Here is a 24,103-nt window from a genome sequence, read left to right on the forward strand (position 1 = left end):
GTTCGATACACACACGGAGCCTTTTATGACCGACCTGAGCCTGCACGACGCGATTGAGAACATCTATGCTTCGTTGATCGCTGACAATGCGGGACTGGAAGAGCATATCACAGCGCTTAAGGCCGCTATGGCCCGCGAAGGCGTTAAGGAAGCGACCTTTGAACCCGTCCGTCTGGCGCAAAACAACCGTCAGGGCCGTAAGCTGATGCAGGCGTTCTTTAAAAAGCGCGGCGTTACGGTCGTGTTTGCGGCCTAACTACAGATTTCTTTGGTACATGGCAGTTGACGACCTTAAGCGGTACGTTGCGCATCTCACACTGCTTTAACGTCAACCGCTTATGGAAGGTCAGGGGGCTGTAGAAGGCAAAGCTGACCAGAAACACGGCCAGCATCGCGGCGATGCCTGCGGCCTGCCATTTGACGGCGACTTTGAAGCGCTGAAAGCCGATTTTGACCACCAGGGCCAGGATGAAATAGCTCAAACTTAGCGCCGGAATATAGTGGTGGATATACATGACCCGCTTGGTGCCGAGATACATATGCACCCCCATAAACACCGCATACATGGCCATTAAGGCCATCAGCAGGTTCATATCGCGCGAAAACTCAGGTCCTTTTAGATAGCGGCTGGTGCCGCTTAATCGGCGCATGATCATCACTAAGGCCACCCACAGGGCCGCGAACGCCGTCAGCCACTGAGCGACATTGCCGATCATCTGAATATAGGAGGTGATGCCCTTGCTGGAATCCCAGCGATAGGTGATCGCCTTGGCCATCAGCGGCCACAGTATGGGCGTGGAGGCATTGGGTTCGGTCTTTACGATATGGGTGAAGTCATTGTTCATAAAGCTATAATAGCCGCGGGTGGCATCCCAGACGATCTGCGGCGACAGAGACCGCTCACCGGCCAGATAGTCCTGATAGGATTGCGGCATGTGCTGGCGATCGAAATTACCGGCGGCACTATCTGGCGGCGGATTGTTCGGGCTGACCAGAACATGCAGGGTAAAGACCGCTGCGATCATGGCCACAAAGGTTGCCACCATCAGGGCTGAGGCTTTCAACGCGCGCGGAATGTAGGCTTTGAGCGCTGCGCGATTATCATAAGTATCGCGCAGGATCAAAAAGCCGCCCAATGCCGCAAACACCACCACATTGACCTTAACCATGACCGCAAGGCCCATCAGCGTCCCAAAGGCGGCATACCATAGGGCTGGTTTTTCGATCCGTTTCAGGAATAATTGCAGAAATACCCATACCGCGGCCATGACGAACACATACTGAAAGCTATCCAGCATGGCGGCTCTGAAATGGACGATATAAGCGTTTTCAAGCACATAGATCAGGCTGAACGCGAATGCCGTGAGCGCCCGGTTCCACAGTGTCAGCATGATCATGTAAAACACAAACGCGCCCATAACCCCAAACAGGGCCGACATCAGCCGCGCCCCATAGAAGTTATAGCCATCCGGCAGTGGGGTTTCTTTCTGGGTTTTCTTGGTCAGGGCCAGCGGATGGGTGTCAATCTTGTCATTCTTGCCGGCAATCGCTTCGCCCGCCGCGATCAGCATCAGCCCCAGCGGCGGGTGCGAGGCGTATGATGCGACGCCTTCCTGATACCGCTCAGTCGCCGTGACATAATAGACCTCATCCCAGAAGGCTTTATTGGGGTCATTAAGGTTGTGCAGGAAGGTCAGGCACGCCACCAACACGATCGCCAATCCGCACACATCCCGGCGCGCACTTTCGCCTTTCAGCCACGACAGGGCCGGATGGTCGAATAGCGAGCGGAATTTATGGCGTAGGTCGGTGAGGGCGGTCATAATCTTCAATGTTGGGCGGACAGTTCAAGGTTTCTTACGGCAATTACCGTCTCTGTCAAAAGGATTGATGACAGGGGGCGAGGGTGCTGCAAAAAATCCTCTGACGATTGAATTTTTAGGTTGTCTCAGGTCATGTAAAGTCTTAGCTGAAACCCCATATTCCGGGTGATCCCGCCGTTGTTTTACCGAAAGTTTTAATATGTCTGAACTCAACGATCCGCTCTTGTCCCTGACGCCGGATATCACCGTCAGCGCGCGTGAGCTGTTCGGTGTCGATTCGGACATGAAGGTGCCGGCGTTTTCCCACCGCGATGAGCATGTGCCGGAGATCGACCCGACCTATCAGTTCGACCCGCAGACGACGCTGGCCATCTGTGCGGGCTTTGCCTATGACCGCCGGGTGATGGTGCAGGGCTTTCACGGCACCGGGAAATCAACCCACATCGAACAGGTCGCCGCCCGCCTCAACTGGCCGATGGTGCGTATCAACCTCGATAGCCATGTGTCGCGGATCGACCTGATTGGTAAGGACGCCATTGTCCTGAAAGACGGCCAGCAGGTGACCGAATTCAAAGAGGGCGTCCTGCCGTGGTCGCTGCAACGGCCGGTGGCGCTGTTGTTCGATGAATATGACGCGGGCCGTCCCGATGTGATGTTCGTCATTCAGCGCGTGCTGGAAGCCCAAGGCCGCCTGACCTTGCTGGACCAGAACAAGGTCATCCGTCCGAACCCCTATTTCCGCCTGTTTTCGACCACCAATACCATTGGTCTGGGCGACACGTCCGGCCTTTATCACGGCACTCAGCAGATCAATCAGGGCCAGATGGACCGCTGGTCGATCGTGACCACGCTCAACTACCTATCGCATGAGGCCGAAGTGGCAATTGTTCTGGCTAAGCTGCCGGAGTTTGCGACCCCTGAGCGCCGCCCGCTGATTGAGGCGATGGTGCGCGTGGCTGATATGACCCGCTCGGCCTTTGCCAATGGCGATATCTCAACGGTCATGTCGCCGCGGACGGTCATTACCTGGGCGCAGAACACCATCATCTTTGGCAATGACCCGGAAGTGGCCTTCCGCCTGACCTTCCTGAACAAGACCGATGAGCTTGAGCGCCCGACGCTGGCGGAGTTCTATCAGCGCGCGTTTGGCACGGATGTGCGTGAGTCGGCCTTAAAAGTGAAGGTAATCTGATTCTCTCCTCCCCTGTTTACGGGGGAGGGGGACCACGAAGTGGTGGAGGGGGCATGTCAGCAGTAATTGCCCCCTCCGTCTTCGAGACCTGCGGTCTCAAATCCACCTCCCCCGCTTCGCAAGGGAGGAGAAGAGGCGATAATTCCCCGATGGCGCAAAAGCCTACCGTCCTGTCTGATCCGTTCCGCAAAGCGCTGGTGCATTCGACCCGCGCTCTGGCGGAGGATGCTGAGCTTGAGGTCGTGTTCGGCCCTGATGGCCCGCGCCGGGATGGCAACCGCCTGATTCTGCCTAATCCACCGCGTGATCTGGCCCCAAGGGCGGCCGCACAAGTGCGCGGCGTTGCTGACCGCATGGCGCTGAAAATCGCCCACCACAATGAACCTGTCCATGCCCGCGCCCGCCCGCTGGATGAGCGTTCCGGTGAGGTGTTCGACGCCCTTGAGCAGGCCCGGCTCGAAGCCTTGGGCGCGCGCGCTATGGGCGGGGTGCGCCTGAACCTGCGCGCTGCGTTAGAGGGCGATCTCGAAAAAAGCGGCCTGACGCGCAAGGAAGAGAAGTCCGACCTTAATCTGGCCGATGTCATGGGCCTGATCGCGCGTGAAGCCGTGACGGGCGATCCGGTGCCGGCCTCCGTTCAGCGGGTGGTCAATCTGTTTCGTGATGAACTTGAAGCCAAACTCGGTGACCGACTGGGGGAACTGACTGAGGTTTTGGGCGACCAGAAAGCCTTTACCCAGAAGGCCCGCGATATCCTGAAAGCGCTAGATCTGGTCGATGACAGTCAGGATGCGCAGGACGAAAAGAACGACGACGGCCAGGAAGAAGAGGGGCCGGACTCACAGGACGATTCCGCCGAAAACGAACCTGAAGCCGACACCGAAGACGATGATCAGGCCAAGCCCGATCAGGACGATCAGGATGCCGCCGGACAGGAACAGGCCGCCGAAGGGCAGGACGATTACACCCAGATGGACGGCGATCCGCAATCCATGTCGGAGACCTCATCCGATCAGGAGGTTGATGGCGAGGCGGGCGAGGCGCACGAAGGGCAGGGGCCGAATACCGACGCCCCTATCGTCAAAGACTATGATGTCTATACCCGTGAATATGACGAGATTATTGCTGCCGAAGACCTGTGCGATGCCGAAGAGTTAGAGCGCCTGCGAGGGTTCCTGAACCAGCAACTGGCCAATCTGTCCAATGTGGTGTCGCGTCTGGCCAACCGCCTGCAGCGCCGTCTGCTGGCCCAGCAGAGCCGGTCATGGAGTTTTGACCTCGAAGAAGGGGTGCTGGATGCCTCGCGTCTGACGCGGGTGATTATCGACCCGTCGGCGCCGTTGTCGTTCAAGCAGGAAAAAGACACCGAGTTCCGCGATACCGTCGTGACGCTGCTGCTCGATAACTCAGGCTCCATGCGTGGTCGGCCGATCATGGTGGCGGCGGTATGTGCCGATGTGCTGGCCCGCACCCTGGAGCGTTGCGGCGTCAAGGTCGAGATTTTGGGCTTTACCACCAAGACCTGGAAAGGTGGGCAATCACGCGAAAAATGGGTTCGTGAGGGCAAGCCGGCACAGCCGGGTCGGCTGAATGATCTGCGCCACATCATCTATAAGGCGGCGGATAATCCGTGGCGGCGGTCCCATAAAAATCTCGGTCTGATGATGCGTGAGGGGTTGCTCAAGGAAAATATCGACGGTGAGGCCCTGCAATGGGCGTACACGCGTCTGCTGGCCCGGCCGGAGCAGCGCAAGATCCTGATGGTGATATCCGACGGCGCGCCGGTCGATGACTCGACCTTAAGCGTCAATAACGGTCACTATCTTGAGAACCATCTGCGTAAGATGATTGCTGATATTGAGACCTCCGGACGTGTTGAACTGGCCGCCATCGGCATCGGCCATGATGTCACACGCTATTATAAACGCGCCCTGACCCTGATTGACGTTGAGCATCTGGGTGGCGCCCTGGTCGAAAAGCTGGCAGAGTTGTTTGAGGAAAAAACAAAATCTGTAGGGAAGACGCGCTGATCTTTAGCCATCGATGCTAGAGCGTATTTCGTTCACATTGAATCGAAATGCGCTCTAGCCTTTTGTTTTGACGCATTTTTTAAGCGAAAAACCGGTATCCACTTTTTCGCAAAATGCTCTAGAATCGATTTTGGGGACGTGTCATGCGTTTAAGCTTGGTGTTTGTGTCGGCCTTTGTGTGTCTGGCGGCCTATGCGTCTCTGGCCAAGCCGGTGAAGGGGCTGCTGAACCCTAAGCCCCAGCCCTATGATACGCCGCAACGCTTTGTCGATATCGAGCGCCTGCCGATCGAAGGGGCTAAAGGTAATGCCGTGACCTATGCTGTGGGCTATAAGCTTAGGCCGATCGGTACGGATCTGTTTATCGGCCTGTCTGACCTTAAGGCAAGGCAGGGGCCGCAGGGCCTGAGCGTTGAGGCCGTGTCGGATGCGGGCGCCTTTGCGACCTTTACGATCCCTCCGAACAATGAGCGGCGCGGCCCCCTGACGTTTGAGCTATTGCGCGGCACGGACGGGCAGGTGCTGGGCAATAAGGTGCTGGCTGATGCCGAAGCCCTGGCGGTCGATGGCCGCACCGGCGATCACTATATCGCCTTTGAGGGCGAGCCGCGGGTTCTGCGCTATAGGGGGGCCGATTTCAGAGGTGCCGCTGAGCGCGTGCCATTGCAAAACCTGCCGTCACTGCCCGATAATGAAGGCCTTGAGGCCATGACCCTGCTGATGGGCGAGCACGGGGCGGCGTCCCTCCTGCTTGGCGCCGAATCGGGTGGTTTCTGGCTGTGTCCGTTGTCGACCTTTAACTGCGCCGCGATTCGCGGGCCTAAGACGCCGGGGTTTGGCTATGCTCTGGTGTCGCTGAGTGCGTTGCCGGATCGGCCGGATGATATTCTGGCGCTGTACCGGTTTTATACGCCGTGGACCGGGCCGCGCACTAAACTCACGCATTTGCGCTTAGAGGCGGGGCGGCTGGTGTGGAAGGGAGAGCTTCTGACGATTGCTCCGCCCATGCCCTATGCCAATTATGAAGGCGTGTCGGCCATCCGTACCGAAGTCGGATACAGGCTCTACATCATCAGTGATCCGATCGAAGAGGATGAGGAATATACCCTTCTGCTCGGTTTCGACTGGGCGTTTAAAGAGTAGCCGGTCATGCAAAAACCCCCGAAGCGTAAAGCTTCGGGGGTTTTTTAAACAGGTCGTATGCAGCGATTAAGCGGCGACGGATTCGGCCAGCTTTGCCTTGATCTGCTTCTTCAGGCGACGTGCGCGCAAGGAAAGTTCAGCATCGTCAGCCTTGATGAGGAAGACGTCCAGACCACCGCGGAAGTCCAGCGTGCGCAGAGCGGCGTTGGAAATCTTCAGGCGGAAGGATTGGTTCAGGGCTTCGGATTGAAGCGAAGTCTGACGCAGCGACGGCAGGAAGCGGCGCTTGGTTTTGATGTTAGAGTGGCTCACCGAGTGGCCAACCATAGGGCCTACACCCGTGAGTTCGCAGCGACGCGACATAGGATTCACCTTCGTCGAAAATAATGTTAGGCGCGACGGGAGACGTGTCCCTCACGCAAGAGGTGCGGTGTATAGGCAAAGCTCGCCGTCTGGTCAAGTGAAAATAGCGATTTTTACACGACGACCAAGGCTCAAATAGCTTTCCGTCGCCGGACAAAAAAAGAGTCCGCTCAAATGGAGCGAACCCGAAAATCCGAAGACTATTTGAATATGTTCCCGGAAGGGCAGGCCGCCTGCAGGGGAAGCGGCGGCCTGACTCCAAGGGGATTAGATATCGAAGAGTGACGTTCGGTATCTGAGGGCAGCTATAGCACAGCTTTGCGGCAATGCAATAATGTTTTTTATGAAACTAAATAAATATCAATTGATACTAATTTTAGCGTTTTGAATTAAAAGCGGGCACGAAAAAAGCCTTCCGGGTTACCGGAAGGCTTTAGATTGAACGACGTCAGGCTCAGTGCGGCTTAAGCAGCAACCTTATGCAGAGACTTGTTCAGGATGGCGACAGCGGCGTCACGGTCGATTTGTTCGATAGCTGCCACTTCACGGGCCATGCGATCCAGAGCCGATTCGTAAAGCTGACGCTCGGAATAGGACTGCTCTGGCTGGTTGCCAGAGCGATAAAGGTCGCGAACGACTTCAGCGATGGAGACCAGATCGCCGGAATTGATCTTGGCTTCGTATTCTTGCGCGCGACGCGACCACATGGTGCGCTTGATACGGGCGCGGCCTTTGAGCGTGGTCAGGGCCTGAGACATGACGGCTTCGGCGGCGAGGTGACGCAGACCAGCAGTCTTGGCCTTCTTGGTCGGGACGCGCAGGGTCATTTTTTCGTGGTCGAAGGTGACGACATAGACTTCGAGTGTCATGCCTGCGACTTCCTGAACCTCGACAGCGGAGATCTGGCCCACGCCGTGAGCGGGGTATACGACCTTATCACCTACGTTGTAATCGGAGTTTGCAGCGGCGTACGACATTGCGGTCCTTTCGTTAAGGCAAGGTGGGGATCGGGGTTATCTTTGAGGTATCAGTCATGCAACTCAGGGCGCGGACGGCGCTGAGGGCAATTGAGGCACAAAAAAACCGATGCCTGCAAACCGTTTGGGGTTTAAAGACATGCGGATATGTGCCAATTCCTGACTAAGACAAGCCTGTCATCCGACCTTTGTCGATGATGCGTCCTTAAAAGGATTTAAGAGGCGCGGGGAGTGAAGAAACGGTATCAGGCGAGCGCTGATGAGCGCGCAGCCGACATAACAGACACGTATCTATCACAAAAATGCGCAAAAATAAAGCGTTGCTGGCAAGATTTATTAACAGGGGCTAAGATTCTTAGAGAATTCTTAGCCCTATTTTCGCCTCATTTGGCGCTGCTGCCTACTTACCGTCGCCGGGTTTTTCGGAGAAGTACTTCTCGAACTTGCCCTCTTCGCGTTCAAAGTCTTCGCGATCGGCCGGCGGGGTGCCCTTTACCGAAATGTTGGGCCAGGTGCGTGAATATTTGGAGTTGATCTCCAGCCACTTACCGTCGGGCTCATCCTCGGTGTCGGCCTTGATGGCATCGACCGGGCATTCAGGTTCGCAGACGCCGCAGTCAATGCATTCATCCGGATTGATGACGAGGAAGTTTTCGCCTTCGTAGAAGCAGTCCACCGGACACACTTCCACGCAGTCCATGAACTTGCACTTTACGCAGGGGTCAGTGACGATATAGGTCATCGAACGCTTTTAGCCTCATCAAGAATACGCAGTCATCTGAATAGGCGTCGTCTTGGCTTTTTTGAGCCGCAACTGTCAAGGCAGAATTGGGAAGGCATGGGTTTAATTTTGCTAACGCGGCCGACTTTGATGCGAATGCAAAACAAGTGCATCAGCTTGCGCTCGTTGGGTCGTTGACTTGGTATAGCTGTTGCGCCTCACGGGCCGGGCCGCGACGCTCGCCCATATCGACTACGGTGATATCGATTAGCCGCGCCCCGAAAGCAAACACCAACTGGTCTTCAGGCTTAACAAAGGCCCCGGCCTTATCCACGCGCTGGGTGTGGTCAAGTCGGGTCAGCCGAAGGTGGCCGGTCTCACAAAATTTCGCGCTCAACGACCGTGTTTTGAAGAATCGCGCGCGCCACAGCCAGACATCGATGCGGCAGGTTTGCGGGAGATCGGCTGACATTGAACCCTTTCCGTTGTGCGCTTTATTTTCATCGCACTCTGGGAAATGTCAAATCAACAGACTGAGAAAGGTGCGCGTTAGTGCAGGCATTACGTGCCGATGTTCTTAATCGGGTAGAGATTTAAAACTGATCGAAGATTATCAATTATATGGGGCAAATAGCTCTGATCAATTTCAAATGTGAATTGGTGCTGCTGGTTTAAATGGTCTGGTGTAATAGATACGTTAGCTTCCATTCGACCAAGGCTATGGGCCGTGATGGTAACGGACAGCTCTGGCTCCATACAGTCAAGCTTTGCTGTGCCCGATAGCGTGCCATACTAAGTCTCTAGCTCTGTGAGCCATGAATGAATTTCGCTCAAATGAAGAATTGAGCCGCTGGCTGTGACGCGTGCGCCGCTTAAGCTGCAATGTGCGGTCGCCCTAAGCCAGTTTGAATCCCAATATTCATCTGAATCAGGAAATTCTCTGCCATGCACCCAGATATCCAGATGCTTCATTTTGATGTCAGGGGGCACTAGATTTTCAATAAATCGATCGTTCATGACTTCTGCCGCAGCACCGCAAAGGGTGAGTATGGGTTGATATATTCGGGCGCGGGCGTTTTTTTGCGGGTGTGGCGGGAAGGCTCAGCCTTAAGCCGCCAGCCGGTGCGGGTATCGCCTTCGGCCACCTCGCGGGTGTCGGTTTTGGTGTAACCAAGGGCCGTCATGAGCTTGTCACGCTGACGGGCATTGCCGGGAATAGCGGCCATATCCTGATCGCGGACATAGGCGGCACCTTTGATCCAGACGGCCTTGTCCATCGCCTTATCGGCGGCGTCCAGAACCTTAAGCGGCACGACGCCGTAACCGGGCAGGTCGATTTGACCTTTCAGGCTTAAGGCGCGGGCGGGGTGGTCGCCTTTGGTCGCGGCTTTCCCAAAGGCTTGCAACAGTCGGCGGGCATTGGCCTTACTCAGATCGGGCAGGCTATAGACAAAGCGGTTGGCGGCGATATGCAGGGTGCGTATGGCCACCTTATCTTCCGGCGACAGCTTGGTGTCAGGCGTGCGCAGCAGGGTGCCGCCGTTTTCATAAAGCTGAAAAGCGATGGCGCGCACGGGGGCGGCGACGGTTTCATCCTTTGAGGCGTCCAGCAGTCCTTTCAGGGCTTTCAGGTCCTTAAGCGCGATCTGGCGCACAAAGTCGTTCAGGCGGCGGATGGCCATTTCCGTCAGATGTGCCTGATCGAAGCTTTGCAGCAGGCTGACACGCGGGGAGAACCAGTCGGAGGGCTCAAGCCGGGCCACCGGATGATGCCGCCAGGTCAGGGTGGCGTTGTCTTTCAGGCGCAACTCATTGGATTTGCAGCGCGATAACTCGGTCAAGCGCGCGGTTAGCAGCGGGCGAATAGCGCGGTGGGCGGCCTGCCGTAAGGTCTTATCCTCGATAAGGCTCTCGCCCGACGTGACGGTAAACTCCAGCCCGCGCAGGGTGCCGACCAGTTGCCCTTCAAGGCGCACCTCACCCTCCGGCGTGACTTCGGGTTTGAGGTCGTCGTCGGTATTGAGCACCTTCAGCAGGGCCGAGGTCCGCGCATCGACAAAGCGCTTCATCAACCCTTCGTGCAGCTTATCCGACAGCCGTTCTTCAAGGTCGCGGGTACGGTCGCGCCACAGTTCAATATGTTGCAGCCAGTTAGGCCGATTGGCGATGTAGGACAGGGTGCGCACACCAGCCAGACGCCCGGCCAGAGTGTCGATATCGCCGTCCAGCCGGTCGAGATAGCTCAGTTGTTCCTCAAACCAGTCTTCCGGTACGAAACCATCGGGGCTCATCCGCGACCAGAACAGGAATTCGACGGTTTTTAAGTGCTCATCCAGACTAACTTTACGAAAATCCGGCAACTGGCAGACATCCCATAGAGTGCGCAAAGATACCGGATTGCGAACCTTATGGGCAATGTCGTCGATCTGCACCAGATGACGCAGCGCCTTTTCGTCCAGTGCCTCCTTAGCCAGCATCAGGGACGGTGAGGGCGTCGGCCGCGTCAGGCTGCGCAGCAGGGTCTCGATACTGCTGAAATCAAGCTCGCGGTTTCGCCACTGGGCGGCCATCAGGCTGTCGAAACGGTGGTTTTCAATAGCCGCCACCAGATCTTCGTCCATGTCATCGCAATCACCGGTGACGCCAAAGGTGCCGGTATTGGTAAAGCGGCCCGCGCGACCGGCGATCTGACCGGCTTCCTGAGCGAACAGGTGGCGGGTGCGCTTGCCATCAAATTTGGTCAGGCCGGAGAACGCCACATGGTCGATGTCCATGTTCAGGCCCATACCGATGGCGTCGGTCGCCACCAGAAAATCGACCTGACCGGACTGGAACAGGGCGACCTGCGCGTTGCGGGTCTTGGGCGACAACGACCCCATCACGACCGCCGCCCCGCCGCGCTGACGCCGGATCAACTCAGCGATGGCATAGACCTTTTCGGTCGAAAAGGCGACGATGGCCGTGCGCTTTGGCAGGCGGGTCAGCTTGCGCGGGCCGGTATAGGACAACTGCGACAGGCGTTCCCGAAACATGATTTCGCCGTCGGGGAACAGGTTGCGAAACAAGTGCGCGACCGTCTTGGCGCCCATAAACAGGGTCTCATAGCGCCCGCGCGCGTTCAACAGCCGGTCGGTAAAGACATGGCCGCGCTCAGTATCACCACAAAGCTGGATTTCATCGACCGCCAGAAAATCGACCTTGCGCTCCAGCGGCATGGCCTCAACCGTGCAGATGAACCACGACGGCAATTTAGGGATGATTTTCTCTTCGCCGGTGATGAGGGCGACGGCATGGGCACCTTTTTCCTTGACCACGCGGTCGTAAACTTCGCGCGCCAGTAACCGCAGCGGCAGGCCGATCATGCCGGTGGCGTGGCCCATCATCCGCTCTAAGGCATAGTGGGTCTTGCCGGTATTGGTCGGGCCAAGTACAGCCACCAGTCGCCCGTCATAGGGCTTATGGGCGAAAAAGGCAGGGGCGGGGGACAGAGTATCGGGCACGATAGGGATGTAGTGCCGTTATGTGGCTTTGCAAAGACGAAAGTGCGCTAAAACGACTGCAAGCGTAAGATTAATGAGGCGTTATCAAGGTGCGGAACAGCATGGAAACGAATCATGACCGAATCAGTTACATCACTAGATGCCTGATTTGTTCTATACTATATATGGTAGCTCAAAACGGCATTAACCATAACTATACAATTAATGTCTGACGTGAGTCGCCTTTAGAGTCCAGATGCGGGCGCTCACAGATTTTTGACAGGGCCGGGCAGGGCGGGCTTCTCAAAGCCTTAATGCCTGTGCTAAGCCCACCTCGCGTGGCTCCGTAGCTCAGTCGGATAGAGCAAGGCTTTCCTAAAGCAGAGGTCGGGGGTTCGAATCCCTCCGGAGTCGCCAACTATCCTGTTTAGGGTAATTTATTTCTGTTGGCTGTGCGGTAAGCTTTATGACAGCGCTGGCAGAAAGCTAAAGTAAACATAACGGAATGTGATTGTATTCGCATTCTCATTTCAAATATTCGAATAATTGAAAATGTTAAATTTCACATATAAAACTATCTTTATAATATAAAATAAAATGTGAAAAATTGTGTGGTTTTAAGGCCATAAAGCGGCAATTTAACCGATAAAATGTCCCTATTGTCATATTTTAGACCTTGCCAATTCCAAAAAGATAACGCTACCATCTTATTCATGCTCGGTTTGATGTGTTGTTCATGCGAATGACACCGGTATCAAAAAATAAATGACCGGGCCAAAAAATATAAAACGGCAACGGGCGGCTAATCAAAGCGGCTCAAACAGGGATGAGACATAATGAATTACTTAAGAACCAACGGGCGAAGTGTGTCTAATGCTTTGCGTTGCAGTATTTCGATTGCGGCCATGATGACTATGGCGGCGGCATCGGGGGCTTTTGCTCAGGACGCGACTGAGGCTGAAGCCGCAAATGATGTCGAAACGGTCGTGGTTACCGGCTATCGCGCATCGCTGCAAAGTGCTTTGAACGTCAAGCGCAAAGCTGATGTCATGCTGGATGCCATCAATGCCGAAGACATTGCGGACTTCCCGGATGCCAACCTGGCCGAATCGTTGCAACGCATCCCCGGTATTTCGATCGACCGTGACAACGGCGAAGGCCGATCCATCTCGGTGCGGGGCTTAGGCGGTGACTTCACCCGCGTCCGCATCAACAACCTTGAGGCTCTGTCAACCGGCGGCGCCAATGATGCGGGCTCCAGCCCCAACCGCTCGCGCTCTTTTGACTTTAATACCTTTGCGTCGGAACTGTTTAACTCGCTGAAGGTGCGCAAGACCGCCTCGGCTGAAACCGACGAAGGCTCATTGGGGGCCACGGTTGACCTGCAAACCGGCCGTCCGTTCGACTATAAGGACGATCAGTTCGCCTTCTCGCTTCAGGACGCCTATTATCAGAACGGCAAGACCCACAATCCGCGCTTCACTGGACTGGTGTCCAAGCGCTGGGCCGATGGTCGTCTGGGCTTCCTCGCCTCGGTCGCCTATTCCGAGCGCACGGCTGAGAACGATCAGTATCGCCGTGGGGCCGGTCAGTCCGATTACACATACCGTAACTCGACCTGGGCCACGCTTGAAAATCCCCGCCGTGCCGGTTTCTCGGCACCTGTGGGCACGACCTTTCTGGACAGCATTTCAAACCCAACCACATCTAATCCGAACGGTACGGTTTCCACGACGGATGCGATCACTAACACCAACTATATAAACGCGGTGACGGGTTCAGATCCGGCAGCCTATGCGCTTTTGCATCCGACGGAGGCGAATGGTGACATGAACGCGTCGCTGGTGCGGATTCCGGCACTGGGTTCGATTGAGCAGCAGAACCTCTATCAGGAACGTCTGGGTATCACCACGGCCTTCCAAATGCAGATTACGCCGAAGACCCGCCTGACGGTCGACGGGCTTTATTCTAAGTTCAAGAACGAAAGCACCATCTATCAGGTGTCTTCGGTCGGTCTGAACCGCGATAACACCAATGCCGGTTATGCGACTTCGGCCAACACGGCGGCGGCTGGGGCGACGGCGCGCAACACCCGTCGCGGTCTCTATCCCGGTACCTGTACATCACGTCCGGAAACGGCATTGCTCGCCGGTATCGATTGCGGCCAGAGCTTTTATGGCGGCGGATTGGTGCCCGGCTATAACTACAGCTATAACCCCAAAAACCTCGATCCGTATGACTACTATAATGTTGCCGGTGCGCCGGGTTATGTCAATTCACCCGATGGCTTAAATTTCCGCGACCAGTTGATCGGGCGTCAGGGCGTGGACGTGCTGGCGGCCAATGTCGAAGACGGCGTGGCGGACTACTTGCAACTGCGCAATGTTGACTGGCGCTCGGCGGCGGATCAGAACTTCTACACGACCGAGTTCAAGCAGTTGTCGTTCAACCTGACCCATGAATTTACCGACCGCTTCCGGGGTGATTTCACCTATGGCCGCTCACGTTCGGAAAACAAGAATCAGGGGCTTCTGGTTGAATTCAACCGCATGGATGCCCCGGAAACCTTCACGTTCGATGAGCGTGGCGATGGGGCCATGCCGGTGTTTGATATTGGCTTTGACGCGGCAAATGCGGCCAACTGGGGCATCGTCAAGGGCTTTTCCGGCATGCGCCACTATCAGCGCTTTGTCACCAATGACTACGAAAGCCTGCGCGCAGACTTTGCCTTCGACTTTGACGATCATCTGACGTTCAAGTTCGGCGCGATTGCCCGTGAGTTTACCTTCAAGACCAACCTGATTGAGCGTGAAAACGATCTGTTGAATCCGACCGAAAAAGAAGCGGGCGTCAGCGTTGCGTCTCTGGGCCGGGTCATTGAGTTCGGCGAAGGGCTTGATCTGCCGGCGGGCACGTCGACCAGCTTTTTTGCCCCCAGCATCACCGCCTTTGATTCCGTGTTCGGTTTCACCTGCGGATGTATCAACGAATATGGTGACTGGACGATACACGGTAAGCGTAACGGCGGGCGTGAAAACTTCCGCGTCTCCGAAAAAACCCAAGGCTTCTATGGTCAGTTGAACTTTGATTACGATGTCTTTGGTCGCAACATGTTCGGCAACATCGGCGTACGTCAGGTTGAAACCGATCTCACCTCTTATGGCACCACTTCGGTGGGTCGACCGATTACCGGTGAGAACAACTATACCGACACCTTGCCGTCGTTTAACCTGGCGTGGGAAGTCATGAACGACTTCTATCTGCGCTTTGGGGCGTCGAAGGTGATGGCGCGTCCGCTGCTGGGCAACCTGTCGCCATCTATCACGGCGATCTCCATTCCTGGGACTTCCGGGACGACAACGGGGGCGACGCTGACCATCGGCAACCCGAAACTGTCGCCATTCCGCGCCAATACCTACGACTTCAGCGCCGAGTGGTATTTTGCCAAGGGCGGTCTGCTATCGCTGGCTTACTTCAAGAAGGACATTGGCTCCTATCCGCAAACCATTCTGTTCTCAGCGCCGCTTAACACCTTCCTTGATGCTGAGGGCATAGACGCCTTGAAGCAGCAGTTTAACACGGGCAGCGTCGCCGACAATGCCCGTCTGGCCTATATTGACGGCAATTATGAAGCGACCGCCCGTCAGTTCCGTGATGCACCGGGCGGCACGCTCAAGGGCTGGGAATTCAGCTACCAGCAGGACTTCACCTTCCTGCCCTGGTACTTCAAGAATACCGGCATCCAGTTCAATGCGACCCATATCGACTCTGAGTTGACCTATATCCTTGATCCGGGCACGGCAACTGTGGCGCCGACCTATGGCAAGGGCCCTTGGCTGGGGGCATCGCCTGATGCCATGAACCTGACCTTGTACTACGAAACCGAAAAGTTCAGCGCCCGTATCTCCGGCTCTCAGCGCGAAGGCTATTACACCACCTATCCGCTGGCGTCGGGCTCCTGCTCGCCGGGTCTGAATGCGGACGGAACACCGTGTAACTCACCACTGATCAACGACTTTGCGGGCAGCCTTGATACCCTCAATGTCGATTTCTCGATGAGCTATAAGCCTAGAAAAGGGGTTTCGATCACCTTGGAAGGGCTGAACATCACCGATGAGACCACGAACCGCTACGCCTATGGTACGACCTCACAATCGGTGGTCAGCCAGTACGGCTCAACCGGCCCGACCTATACCCTGGGCGTGCGTTTCAAGTACTAAGCCTTTTGTCCGGCACGGCGAAAGTTGTGCCGGGCATACGTTTCTTCCCATGCGAAGGCCTGCCCGGCCTTTGCTATTTGAAACCAGCTCCCCGTTGTTGCCTCATTTGGGTTTGGTCTCATTTGAGTTTGACACAAGCTGGCTGACTGAGCGGATGTCCTGAAACCCTTTGTTCAGGGTGTCCGCTTTTTTTTAGTATTATGTCCGCACGGAGCGTTCACTATGGCAGGCATTACCCGGCGAACCGGCCTTAAGTTTTCCGCTGTGCTTGCGGGCATGACCGCCATTCCGGCCTATGCTCTGGCCCAGTCAGAGCCCAAGTTTGAGGCGACGCCTAAGCCACGAACCCCGGCCAAACCGGGTGATCTGACCTTGTGGTACAAGGCGCCTGCGACCGAATGGACTGAGGCTCTGCCGTTGGGCAATGGCCGTCTGGGGGCGATGGTATTTGGCGGTGTGGCGCGCGAGCGGCTGCAGCTTAATGAGGACACCCTCTATGCCGGCGCGCCTTACCAGCCGGCAAATCCGGAGGCGCTGACTGCCCTGCCGGAGGTGCGCAAGCTGATCTTTGACGGTCAGTACCTTGAGGCGCAGGCCCTGATTCAGGCTAGGATGATGGCCAATCCGATCCGTCAGGTGTCGTACCAGACGATCGGTGAACTGATCCTGACCTTTGGCCCGTCGTCGAGCGCCAGCGCTTATCGGCGCGCCCTTGACCTGACGCGGGCGGTATCGACGGTGACCTATCGTCAGAACGGCGTGACCTATACCCGCGAAGCCTTTATCTCCCCCGTCGATCAGGTTCTGGTGGTGCGCCTGACCGCCGATAAACCGGGTAGTATTTCGTTTCAGCTTGGCTTTGAGACGCCGATGGCGGCGGCGGTAGCCGTTGAGGGGCCGAACGAGATCGTCCTGTCGGGCCGCAACAGCCCTCATAACGGCAAGGACGGCGCGCTCAGATATGAAAACCGGGTGCGGGTCGTGGCCAAGGGTGGCCAGCAGACTACGGGCGTCGATGAACTGGTCGTCACGAAGGCCGATGAGGTTGTCATCTATTCGGCTGCGGCGACCAACTATAAGACCTACCGCGATGTGTCGGGCGATCCAACCGCGATCACCAAAGCCCAGATTGCCGCGGCCGTGGCCAAACCGTATGACACCCTGCTGAGCGACCATGTGGCCGAGCACCAGCGCCTGTTTAATCGTGTCTCTGTCGATTTCGGGCGGACGGAATTTGCCGACTTGCCGACCAATGAACGCATTGCCAAATCGCAAACTCAGGACGACCCGGCACTGGCGGCGCTTTATTTCCAGTACGGGCGCTACCTGCTGATTGGCTGTTCGCGTCCCGGCACGCAACCCGCCAATCTGCAAGGGCTGTGGAACGAAAAGACCTCAGCGCCGTGGGGTGGGAAATACACCATCAATATCAATACCGAGATGAACTACTGGCCTGCAGAGCCGACGGCCCTGCCGGAACTGGTTGATCCGCTGATTGCGATGGTCAAGGATATTTCGGTCACTGGCGCCGAAACGGCTAAGATCATGTATGGCGCGCGCGGTTGGGTCACGCACCACAATACCGACCTGTGGCGCGCGACGGCGCCCATCGATGCGGCCTTTTACGGGACGTGGCCGACCGGCGGAGCGTGGCTGTGTTTGCACCTGTGGGATCGCTATGATTACGGGCGCGATAAGGCGTATCTCAGAGAAATCTATCCGATCCTGAAAGGGGCATCGCTGTTCTTTGTCGATACGCTGGTGAAAGATCCGGCCAGCGGTTATATGGTCACGGCCCCGTCAATCTCGCCGGAAAACCGTCATAAGTTCGGCACCTCGATCTGTGCCGGCCCGACCATGGACATGCAGATCATCCGCGACCTGTTTGACAATACGATAAGGGCCGCCGAAATCCTGAAAACCGATGCGGCTTTGCGTAAGGAAATCAAAACCCTGCGCGGCCAGTTGGTGCCAAACCAAATCGGTAAGGCCGGTCAACTTCAGGAGTGGAAAGACGATTGGGATATGGACGCCCACGACATGCACCACCGCCATGTCTCGCACCTGTATGGGCTTTATCCGTCGACCCAGATCACGCCGCGCGGCACGCCGGAGCTGGCGGCGGCGGCCAAAAAATCCCTTGATCTGCGCGGTGATATGTCGACTGGCTGGGCGATTGGATGGCGCATCAATCTGTGGGCGCGGCTGGGCGAGGGCGAGCGCACCCACAGCATCCTGAAGCTGCTTTTGGGGCCGGAGCGCACCTATCCCAACATGTTCGACGCCCATCCGCCGTTCCAGATCGACGGCAATTTTGGCGGCACCTCCGGCATGGTTGAGATGCTGATGCAGTCCTATAATAATGAGATTATCCTCCTGCCCGCGCTGCCCTCGGCCTGGCCGACAGGCAGTGTGAATGGCCTGCAGGCGCGGGCGGGTTACGGTGTCGACCTGAGCTGGAAAGACGGCAAGCCGGAACGGGTGACCCTGACCAGCCGTCTGGGCGAACCTACCCGTCTGGTGTTTGGTAATCAGGTCATTGATATCAAACTACGGGCGGGGCAGAGTGCCGTCTATGCTTTTGACGGCATGAAGTTGGTGGCCACATGATCCACCGGCGCGGTCTTTTGGCAGGGGCGATGAGCCTATCCGTGGCGGGATCTGTGCTGGCGTCTGCGCCGTCGCTCTATACCGCCACACGCGGTGGCGCGGGTGGGCGCGTGCTTCGCGTTACCAATCTCAATCCATCGGGCGAAGGCTCGCTCAAAGCAGCCCTTGAAGCCACCGGCCCGCGGGTGATCGAATTTGCCGTAGGCGGGGTGATCGACCTTGATAAAACCACCCTCGATATCCGTGAGCCGTACCTGACCATAGCGGGCGAGGCGGCACCCCATCCCGGTATTACCCTGATCAAGGGTGGTGTGCGCGTGGCCACCCATGATGTCATTATTCGCCACATCGCCGTGCGGCCGGGTACGGCGGGCATGGGCAAGGGCAGCGGGTTTGAACCGGATGGGCTATCCATTGTCGGCGGGCATGATGTCATCATCGACCATTGCAGCTTTACCTGGGCGGTCGATGAGGCCCTGTCGGCATCGGGCCCGCGCTTTGAGGGGGCAAAGCCTGATGACTGGCGGCGCTACACCTCTCACCGGATTACCTTTAGCCATAATCTGATTGCCGAGTCCCTGCATGACGCCAGCCACTCAAAAGGCCCCCATTCGATGGGCTCACTGGTGCACGATAATGTGACCGGCGTGCTTATTTACGGCAATCTTTATGCCCATAATAATGAGCGTCATCCGCTGGTTAAGGGCGGCGGACAGTGTGCGGTCATCAATAATGTCTTTGTCAATCCGGGCCATACGTGTGCGCAATATACGCTGGTCGAGGATCAGTGGGCGGGGCGGCTGATTGAGCCCGGCGGTATGATCTTGCGCGGTAATGTCATGCGCGGTGGTGCCGATACGCGCGCGGGTTTGGCCATGCTGACCTTTGGCGGGGCGGGGGATCTGCGACTGCATGCGGCGGATAATATCGCAAGCTTTGCAGACGGTCGCACAGCGCCCATTATCGGCTATTATCAGGCTCGCCCCGACGGACATGACACCGGTGACACGTATAAGCCAAAAGCCTTTATCCGCTCGGTGCCAAAGGAGGTGTTCTGGCCGCAGGGGCTCAACGCCCACCCGGCCACGGCGGTCGAAGACTTCGTTTACAAGACCTGCGGCGCACGCCCCAACCGGCGCGACGCCATCGATGCCCGTATTGTAGCCCAAGCCAAAGCCGGTACGGGCCGGATTATCCATTCAGAACAAGAGGTCGGGGGCTACCCGATCCACCATACCTAAAATGAAACAAGGGAACCGGAAATGTCAGAAACCAGCAGGCGTAATGCCCTGAAATCATTCAGCCTTGGCGCACTTTTATTTGGCGCGCCCAAGGCTGCTGAAGCCGCCACACCACCTCAAACGGCGTGCGGGCCGGAACTGACCTGGGCCAAGGGCGTCGAGGGGCAGCGTAAGGCTGACCTTGGCAACGGCACCTTCCTTAACCCGATCATGGCCGGTGACCATCCCGATCCGTCGATCCTGAAGGACGGCCCAAAAGACGACCCTGACTATTACATGACATTTTCGACCTTTGACGCCTATCCCGGTCTGGTGATCTGGCACTCAAAGGATCTGGTCAACTGGCGGCCGGTGACGGCGACCCTGACCAAGAACGTCGGCTCGGTCTGGGCGCCGGAACTGATCAAGCACAAGGGCCGGTATTATCTCTATATCCCGACCAAAAAGACCACGGCGCCAGATTCAAAAACGACCTCATGGGTGATCTGGGCCGACAAAATCGAAGGGCCGTGGTCCGACCCTATCGACCTTGACCTGCCCGGCCATATTGACCCCGGTCATGCGGTCGGTGAAGATGGCTCGCGCTGGCTGTTCCTGTCGGGCGGCGACCGCGTGCGCCTGTCGGATGATGGCCTAAGCCGCGTCGGTGCGCCGGAAAATGTCTATAAGCCGTGGCGCTATCCGTCCGACTGGATCGTTGAGGGGTTCGCTCCTGAAGGCCCGAAGATCACCCGTCACGGTGACTATTTCTACCTGATCACCGCCGTCGGCGGCACAGCCGGCCCGCCGACCGGCCATATGGTCATCGCGGCCCGTTCAAAGTCGATCAACGGCCCGTGGGAAGACCATCCGCGCAATCCTTTGGTGCGCACGGTCAGTGCGTCGGAAAAATGGTGGTCGCGCGGCCATGCCACTCTGGTTGAAGGCCCCGCAGGCGATTGGTGGAGCGTCTATCATGGCTATGAAAATGGCTTCTGGACGCTTGGGCGGCAGACGCTTCTGGCCCCGATCACCTGGACTAAGGACGGCTGGTTTGACTATGGCGGCGGCGACCTGTCAAAACCGATCGCCAAGCCCAAAGGCGGCAAGCCGCATGGCTTTACACCCGCCCACGGCATTGCCCGCTCGGATGATTTCTCAACCGACAAATACGGCATCCAGTGGAATTTCTTCAATCCGCCCGCCGGGGAGCGTGATCGCATCCGTCTGGAAAACGGCGTCCTGCACCTCAAGGCCGCCGGTGAAGCCCCAAGCACGGGCGCGCCGCTGATCACCATTGTCGGCGATCCGGCCTATGAGATTGAATGTGAGATCGAGATCGATGACGGGGCGCGGGCGGGTCTGATCCTGTTTTACGACACCAAACTCTATTGCGGCCTTGGGTTTGACACTAAGAACTTCGTCACCCACCAGTACGGCATTGAGCGCGGGCGACCGGCCCACCCCTATGGTCAGCGCATGTTCATGCGTCTGCGCAACGACCGCCACATCGTGACCTTTGATACCTCCGCCGACGGCAAGACTTGGAAACGCTTTGACCGCGGCATGGAAGTGTCGGGCTATCATCACAATGTCCGCGGCGGCTTTCTTATGCTAAAACCGGGTTTCTATGCGGCGGGCAATGGCGAGGCCCGGTTCAAAAACTTCACCTACAGAGCGTTGTAAGGTGAAGCCCATGACTCCGATCCGAACCCTAATGATGGCCTCGACCCTGTTGATGACGCTGGCGGTGCCAGTGTATGCGCAAACGCCTGCGGCTTATCAGAACCAGACCTTGACCCCGCAGGCGCGGGCGGAAGATATAGTGTCGCGCCTGACGCTGGAAGAAAAGGCGGCTCAGATTCAGAACAACGCGGCGGCAGTTCCCCGTCTCGATTTGCCCGCTTATGAGTGGTGGAACGAAGGTCTGCACGGGGTGGCGCGCGCCGGCGACGCGACCGTGTTCCCGCAGGCGGTGGGTCTGGCCGCGACCTGGGACACGCCGCTGATGCAGCGCGTGGCCGATGTTATCGCCACTGAATTTCGTGCCAAGAACCTTGGGTTCCGAACGGCGGATGGCAGCACCAAGCGCTATCAGGGCCTGACGGTGTGGTCGCCCAACGTCAATATCTTCCGCGATCCGCGCTGGGGCCGGGGGCAGGAGACCTACGGCGAAGACCCATATCTGACCTCACGCATGGGGGTGGCCTTCATCAAGGGCCTGCAGGGGCCTGATCCGGCGCATCCCAAAACCGCAGCGACCGTAAAGCATCTGGCGGTACATTCCGGCCCCGAAGCTGACCGCCATTTCGATGACATCCACCCGTCAAAGCGCGATGAGATCGACACCTATCTGCCGGCCTTTCATGCCGCGATTACCGAAGCCCGCGTTGAGGGCATTATGTGCGCCTATAATGCCCTCAATGGGGTGCCGGCCTGCGGCTATACGCCCTATATGCGCGATCTTGTGAAAACAGAATGGGGCTTTAAGGGCCACATTGTCTCTGACTGTGCGGCGATTGCTGACTTTTATCTACCGACCTCCCATGCCTATGTCAAAACGCCGGAAGAGGCGATCGCTGTGGCATGGAAGGCGGGCACCGACCTCAATTGCGACTTTGCCGCCAACAAAACCTTCGATCCGCAAACCACCGTCAATGCCGTCAAACAGGGCTTGCTGAGCGAGGCTGAACTGGATCAAGCCTTGGTCCGCCTGTTTGAAATCCGCTATCGCCTGGGGTTGCTGGACAAGCCCTATACCGGGCCTTTTGCGGGCATTAAACCCACCGATTACGACACGCCCGAACATCGCGCCCTGGCGCTGGACACGGCGGAAAAATCGCTGGTGCTGCTCAAAAACGATGGCCTGCTGCCGTTTAAGGGCGATCCGCGTCGCATTGCCGTGATCGGCCCCAATGCCAACAGTGTCGAGGCGCTGGTCGGCAATTATAACGGCACGCCGTCAAAGCCGGTTACTATCTATGCGGGCCTTAAGGCGCGTTATCCCAATGCCGAAGTCACCTTTGTTGAAGGCACCGGCTGGGTCGCGCCGCCGCTGGAGAATGTGCCGGACACAGCCTTTTGTCAGGACGCGGCCTGCACCACGCCGGGGCTGAAGCTCGAAGACTTTAGCGGCCCTAAGCCCGAAGGCACGCCGGTGGCCACGACCACGGTTAGCAATGCCCAGTTCCGCTGGGGCTGGCCTGACCGTGTGGCGCGTGAGGCTTCGGTGCGCTGGAGCGGCTATGTCCGCCCGACCGAGACCGGCGGTTATCGGTTCCGCTATACCGGCGATGCCGGATACCGGGTCTATATCGACGATAAGCTGATTGCCGATGTCTGGGATATCGCCTGGCCGACCTCGGATACCGCCGTGCCGCTGGAGGCGGGCAAGACCTATAAGATCCGTATCGAAGCGGCTCAGAAGGGCGAACGCGGCGATCATCGCCTGCAATGGAGCCAGCCCAGCGCCAATGATACCAAGGCGATGGCGGCGGCGCAGGATGCCGATCTGATCGTGTTTGCCGCCGGTTTGACGGCCCGCCTCGAAGGCGAGGAAATGAAAGTTTTGGCCCCCGGTTTTGCCGGTGGTGACCGCACCAGCCTCGATTTACCCGAACCGCAACAAAAGCTGATTGAGCGTCTGCATGCGACGAGTAAGCCGGTTGTTCTGGTGCTGATGAATGGCAGTGCCATGAGCGTTAACTGGGCCGACAAAAACCTGCCCGCCATTATCGAAGCCTGGTATCCGGGCGGTGAGGGCGGCCATGCGGTCGCCAAGCTGATCGCCGGGGATTTCAGTCCGGCGGGCCGTTTGCCCATGACGTTTTACAAATCCGCCGACCAGTTGCCGCCGTTCAAGGATTACAACATGGATGGCCGCACCTACCGCTATTTCAAGGGAGAAGCGCTCTATCCGTTTGGTCATGGCCTGAGCTATACGACCTTCAGCTACGGTAAGCTCAAACTGGATCGCGCTAAGGTCAAGGCGGGGCAGCCGGTGCGCGTCAGTGTCGAGGTCACCAATGCGGGTAAGGTGGACGGCGATGAGGTGGTGCAGCTTTATGTGTCGCGCACAGGTGCCGATGCACCCATTCGCGCCCTGAAAGGCTTTGAGCGGGTCTCGCTCAAGGCCGGTGAGACCCGAACCGTCAGTTTTAATATTGACGCCAAGGCTATGAGCATCGTCAATCAGGCGGGGGAACGGGTGCTGGTGGCCGGGCCGCTTGATCTGTGGGTCGGCGGTGGTCAACCTTTGCCGGATGTCGCGGGTGCCAAAGGCACAATCACCGTGTCCGGCACCAAAACCCTGCCAGCCTTTTAAGA

The 24,103-nt window shown here is 57.4% G+C and carries 15 protein-coding genes, 1 tRNA gene and 1 pseudogene; 10 read left to right on the top strand and 7 right to left on the bottom strand.

What is annotated here, in order from left to right:
• Positions 1-25: 25 nt before the first annotated feature.
• Positions 26-256: a hypothetical protein gene (locus tag IE102_RS16755; protein WP_189488847.1), complete on the top strand. Its 231-nt coding sequence runs from the start codon at positions 26-28 to the stop codon at positions 254-256.
• Here IE102_RS16755 and IE102_RS16760 read toward each other — a convergent pair.
• Entirely contained in the window at positions 234-1,823 is a 1,590-nt protein-coding gene (locus IE102_RS16760) for a phospholipid carrier-dependent glycosyltransferase (protein WP_189488854.1), read from the bottom strand. The genes IE102_RS16755 and IE102_RS16760 overlap by 23 nt on opposite strands.
• A gap of 199 nt (positions 1,824-2,022) precedes the next feature.
• Between IE102_RS16760 and cobS the strand changes: the two genes are divergently transcribed.
• From cobS to IE102_RS16775, 3 genes are all read left to right on the top strand, one after another.
• Positions 2,023-3,015 carry a cobaltochelatase subunit CobS gene (gene cobS, locus IE102_RS16765; RefSeq protein ID WP_189488862.1) on the top strand — a complete coding sequence of 331 codons (993 nt, stop codon included), beginning with the start codon at positions 2,023-2,025 and terminating at the stop codon, positions 3,013-3,015.
• A gap of 149 nt (positions 3,016-3,164) precedes the next feature.
• Positions 3,165-5,045, top strand: coding sequence for a cobaltochelatase subunit CobT (gene cobT / locus IE102_RS16770; RefSeq protein WP_189488926.1), 1,881 nt, complete (start codon positions 3,165-3,167; stop codon positions 5,043-5,045).
• 143 nt (positions 5,046-5,188) lie between these two features.
• Positions 5,189-6,187 (top strand): esterase-like activity of phytase family protein, encoded by a 999-nt coding sequence (locus IE102_RS16775; protein ID WP_189488864.1) that lies wholly within the window; start codon positions 5,189-5,191, stop codon positions 6,185-6,187.
• A gap of 66 nt (positions 6,188-6,253) precedes the next feature.
• Here IE102_RS16775 and rpmB read toward each other — a convergent pair whose 3' ends face one another.
• From rpmB to IE102_RS16805, 6 genes and pseudogenes are all read right to left on the bottom strand, one after another.
• Entirely contained in the window at positions 6,254-6,550 is a 297-nt protein-coding gene (gene rpmB / locus IE102_RS16780; RefSeq protein ID WP_189488866.1) for a 50S ribosomal protein L28, read from the bottom strand.
• A gap of 464 nt (positions 6,551-7,014) precedes the next feature.
• Positions 7,015-7,527 (bottom strand): CarD family transcriptional regulator, encoded by a 513-nt coding sequence (locus IE102_RS16785; RefSeq protein ID WP_189488868.1) that lies wholly within the window; start codon positions 7,525-7,527, stop codon positions 7,015-7,017.
• Between the two features lie 400 nt (positions 7,528-7,927).
• Positions 7,928-8,269: a ferredoxin FdxA gene (gene fdxA / locus IE102_RS16790; protein WP_189488870.1), complete on the bottom strand. Its 342-nt coding sequence runs from the start codon at positions 8,267-8,269 to the stop codon at positions 7,928-7,930.
• Positions 8,270-8,420: 151 nt separating this feature from the next.
• On the bottom strand, positions 8,421-8,720 hold the full coding sequence (locus IE102_RS16795; protein WP_189488871.1) for an RNA-binding S4 domain-containing protein: 300 nt from the start codon (positions 8,718-8,720) through the stop codon (positions 8,421-8,423).
• Between the two features lie 89 nt (positions 8,721-8,809).
• A pseudogene (locus IE102_RS18135) lies at positions 8,810-9,265 on the bottom strand (WapI family immunity protein).
• Positions 9,262-11,748 (bottom strand): helicase-related protein, encoded by a 2,487-nt coding sequence (locus IE102_RS16805; RefSeq protein WP_229807833.1) that lies wholly within the window; start codon positions 11,746-11,748, stop codon positions 9,262-9,264. The pseudogene IE102_RS18135 and the gene IE102_RS16805 overlap by 4 nt, the downstream one beginning before the upstream one ends.
• A gap of 319 nt (positions 11,749-12,067) precedes the next feature.
• Between IE102_RS16805 and IE102_RS16810 the strand changes: the two genes are divergently transcribed.
• The 6 genes from IE102_RS16810 to IE102_RS16835 all read left to right on the top strand — a co-directional run bounded on the left by IE102_RS16810 (position 12,068) and on the right by IE102_RS16835 (position 24,101).
• Positions 12,068-12,144, top strand: a tRNA-Arg gene (locus tag IE102_RS16810).
• Positions 12,145-12,593: 449 nt separating this feature from the next.
• Positions 12,594-15,947 (top strand): TonB-dependent receptor, encoded by a 3,354-nt coding sequence (locus tag IE102_RS16815; RefSeq protein WP_308429941.1) that lies wholly within the window; start codon positions 12,594-12,596, stop codon positions 15,945-15,947.
• Between the two features lie 222 nt (positions 15,948-16,169).
• The gene (locus IE102_RS16820) at positions 16,170-18,557 is read left to right on the top strand and encodes a glycoside hydrolase family 95 protein (RefSeq protein ID WP_189488877.1); all 2,388 of its coding nucleotides are present in this window, start codon (positions 16,170-16,172) and stop codon (positions 18,555-18,557) included.
• On the top strand, positions 18,554-19,798 hold the full coding sequence (locus IE102_RS16825) for a pectate lyase family protein (RefSeq protein WP_229807834.1): 1,245 nt from the start codon (positions 18,554-18,556) through the stop codon (positions 19,796-19,798). Before IE102_RS16820 ends, IE102_RS16825 begins: the two co-directional genes overlap by 4 nt.
• A 21-nt stretch (positions 19,799-19,819) precedes the next feature.
• Positions 19,820-21,463: a family 43 glycosylhydrolase gene (locus IE102_RS16830; protein WP_189488879.1), complete on the top strand. Its 1,644-nt coding sequence runs from the start codon at positions 19,820-19,822 to the stop codon at positions 21,461-21,463.
• Positions 21,464-21,473: 10 nt separating this feature from the next.
• A complete protein-coding gene (locus IE102_RS16835) occupies positions 21,474-24,101 on the top strand; it encodes a glycoside hydrolase family 3 protein (RefSeq protein ID WP_229807835.1) in 2,628 nt (875 codons plus the stop codon).
• Positions 24,102-24,103 lie beyond the last annotated feature (2 nt).

It is taken from the genome of Asticcacaulis endophyticus, from assembly GCF_014652575.1.
Classification (GTDB): domain Bacteria; phylum Pseudomonadota; class Alphaproteobacteria; order Caulobacterales; family Caulobacteraceae; genus Asticcacaulis; species Asticcacaulis endophyticus.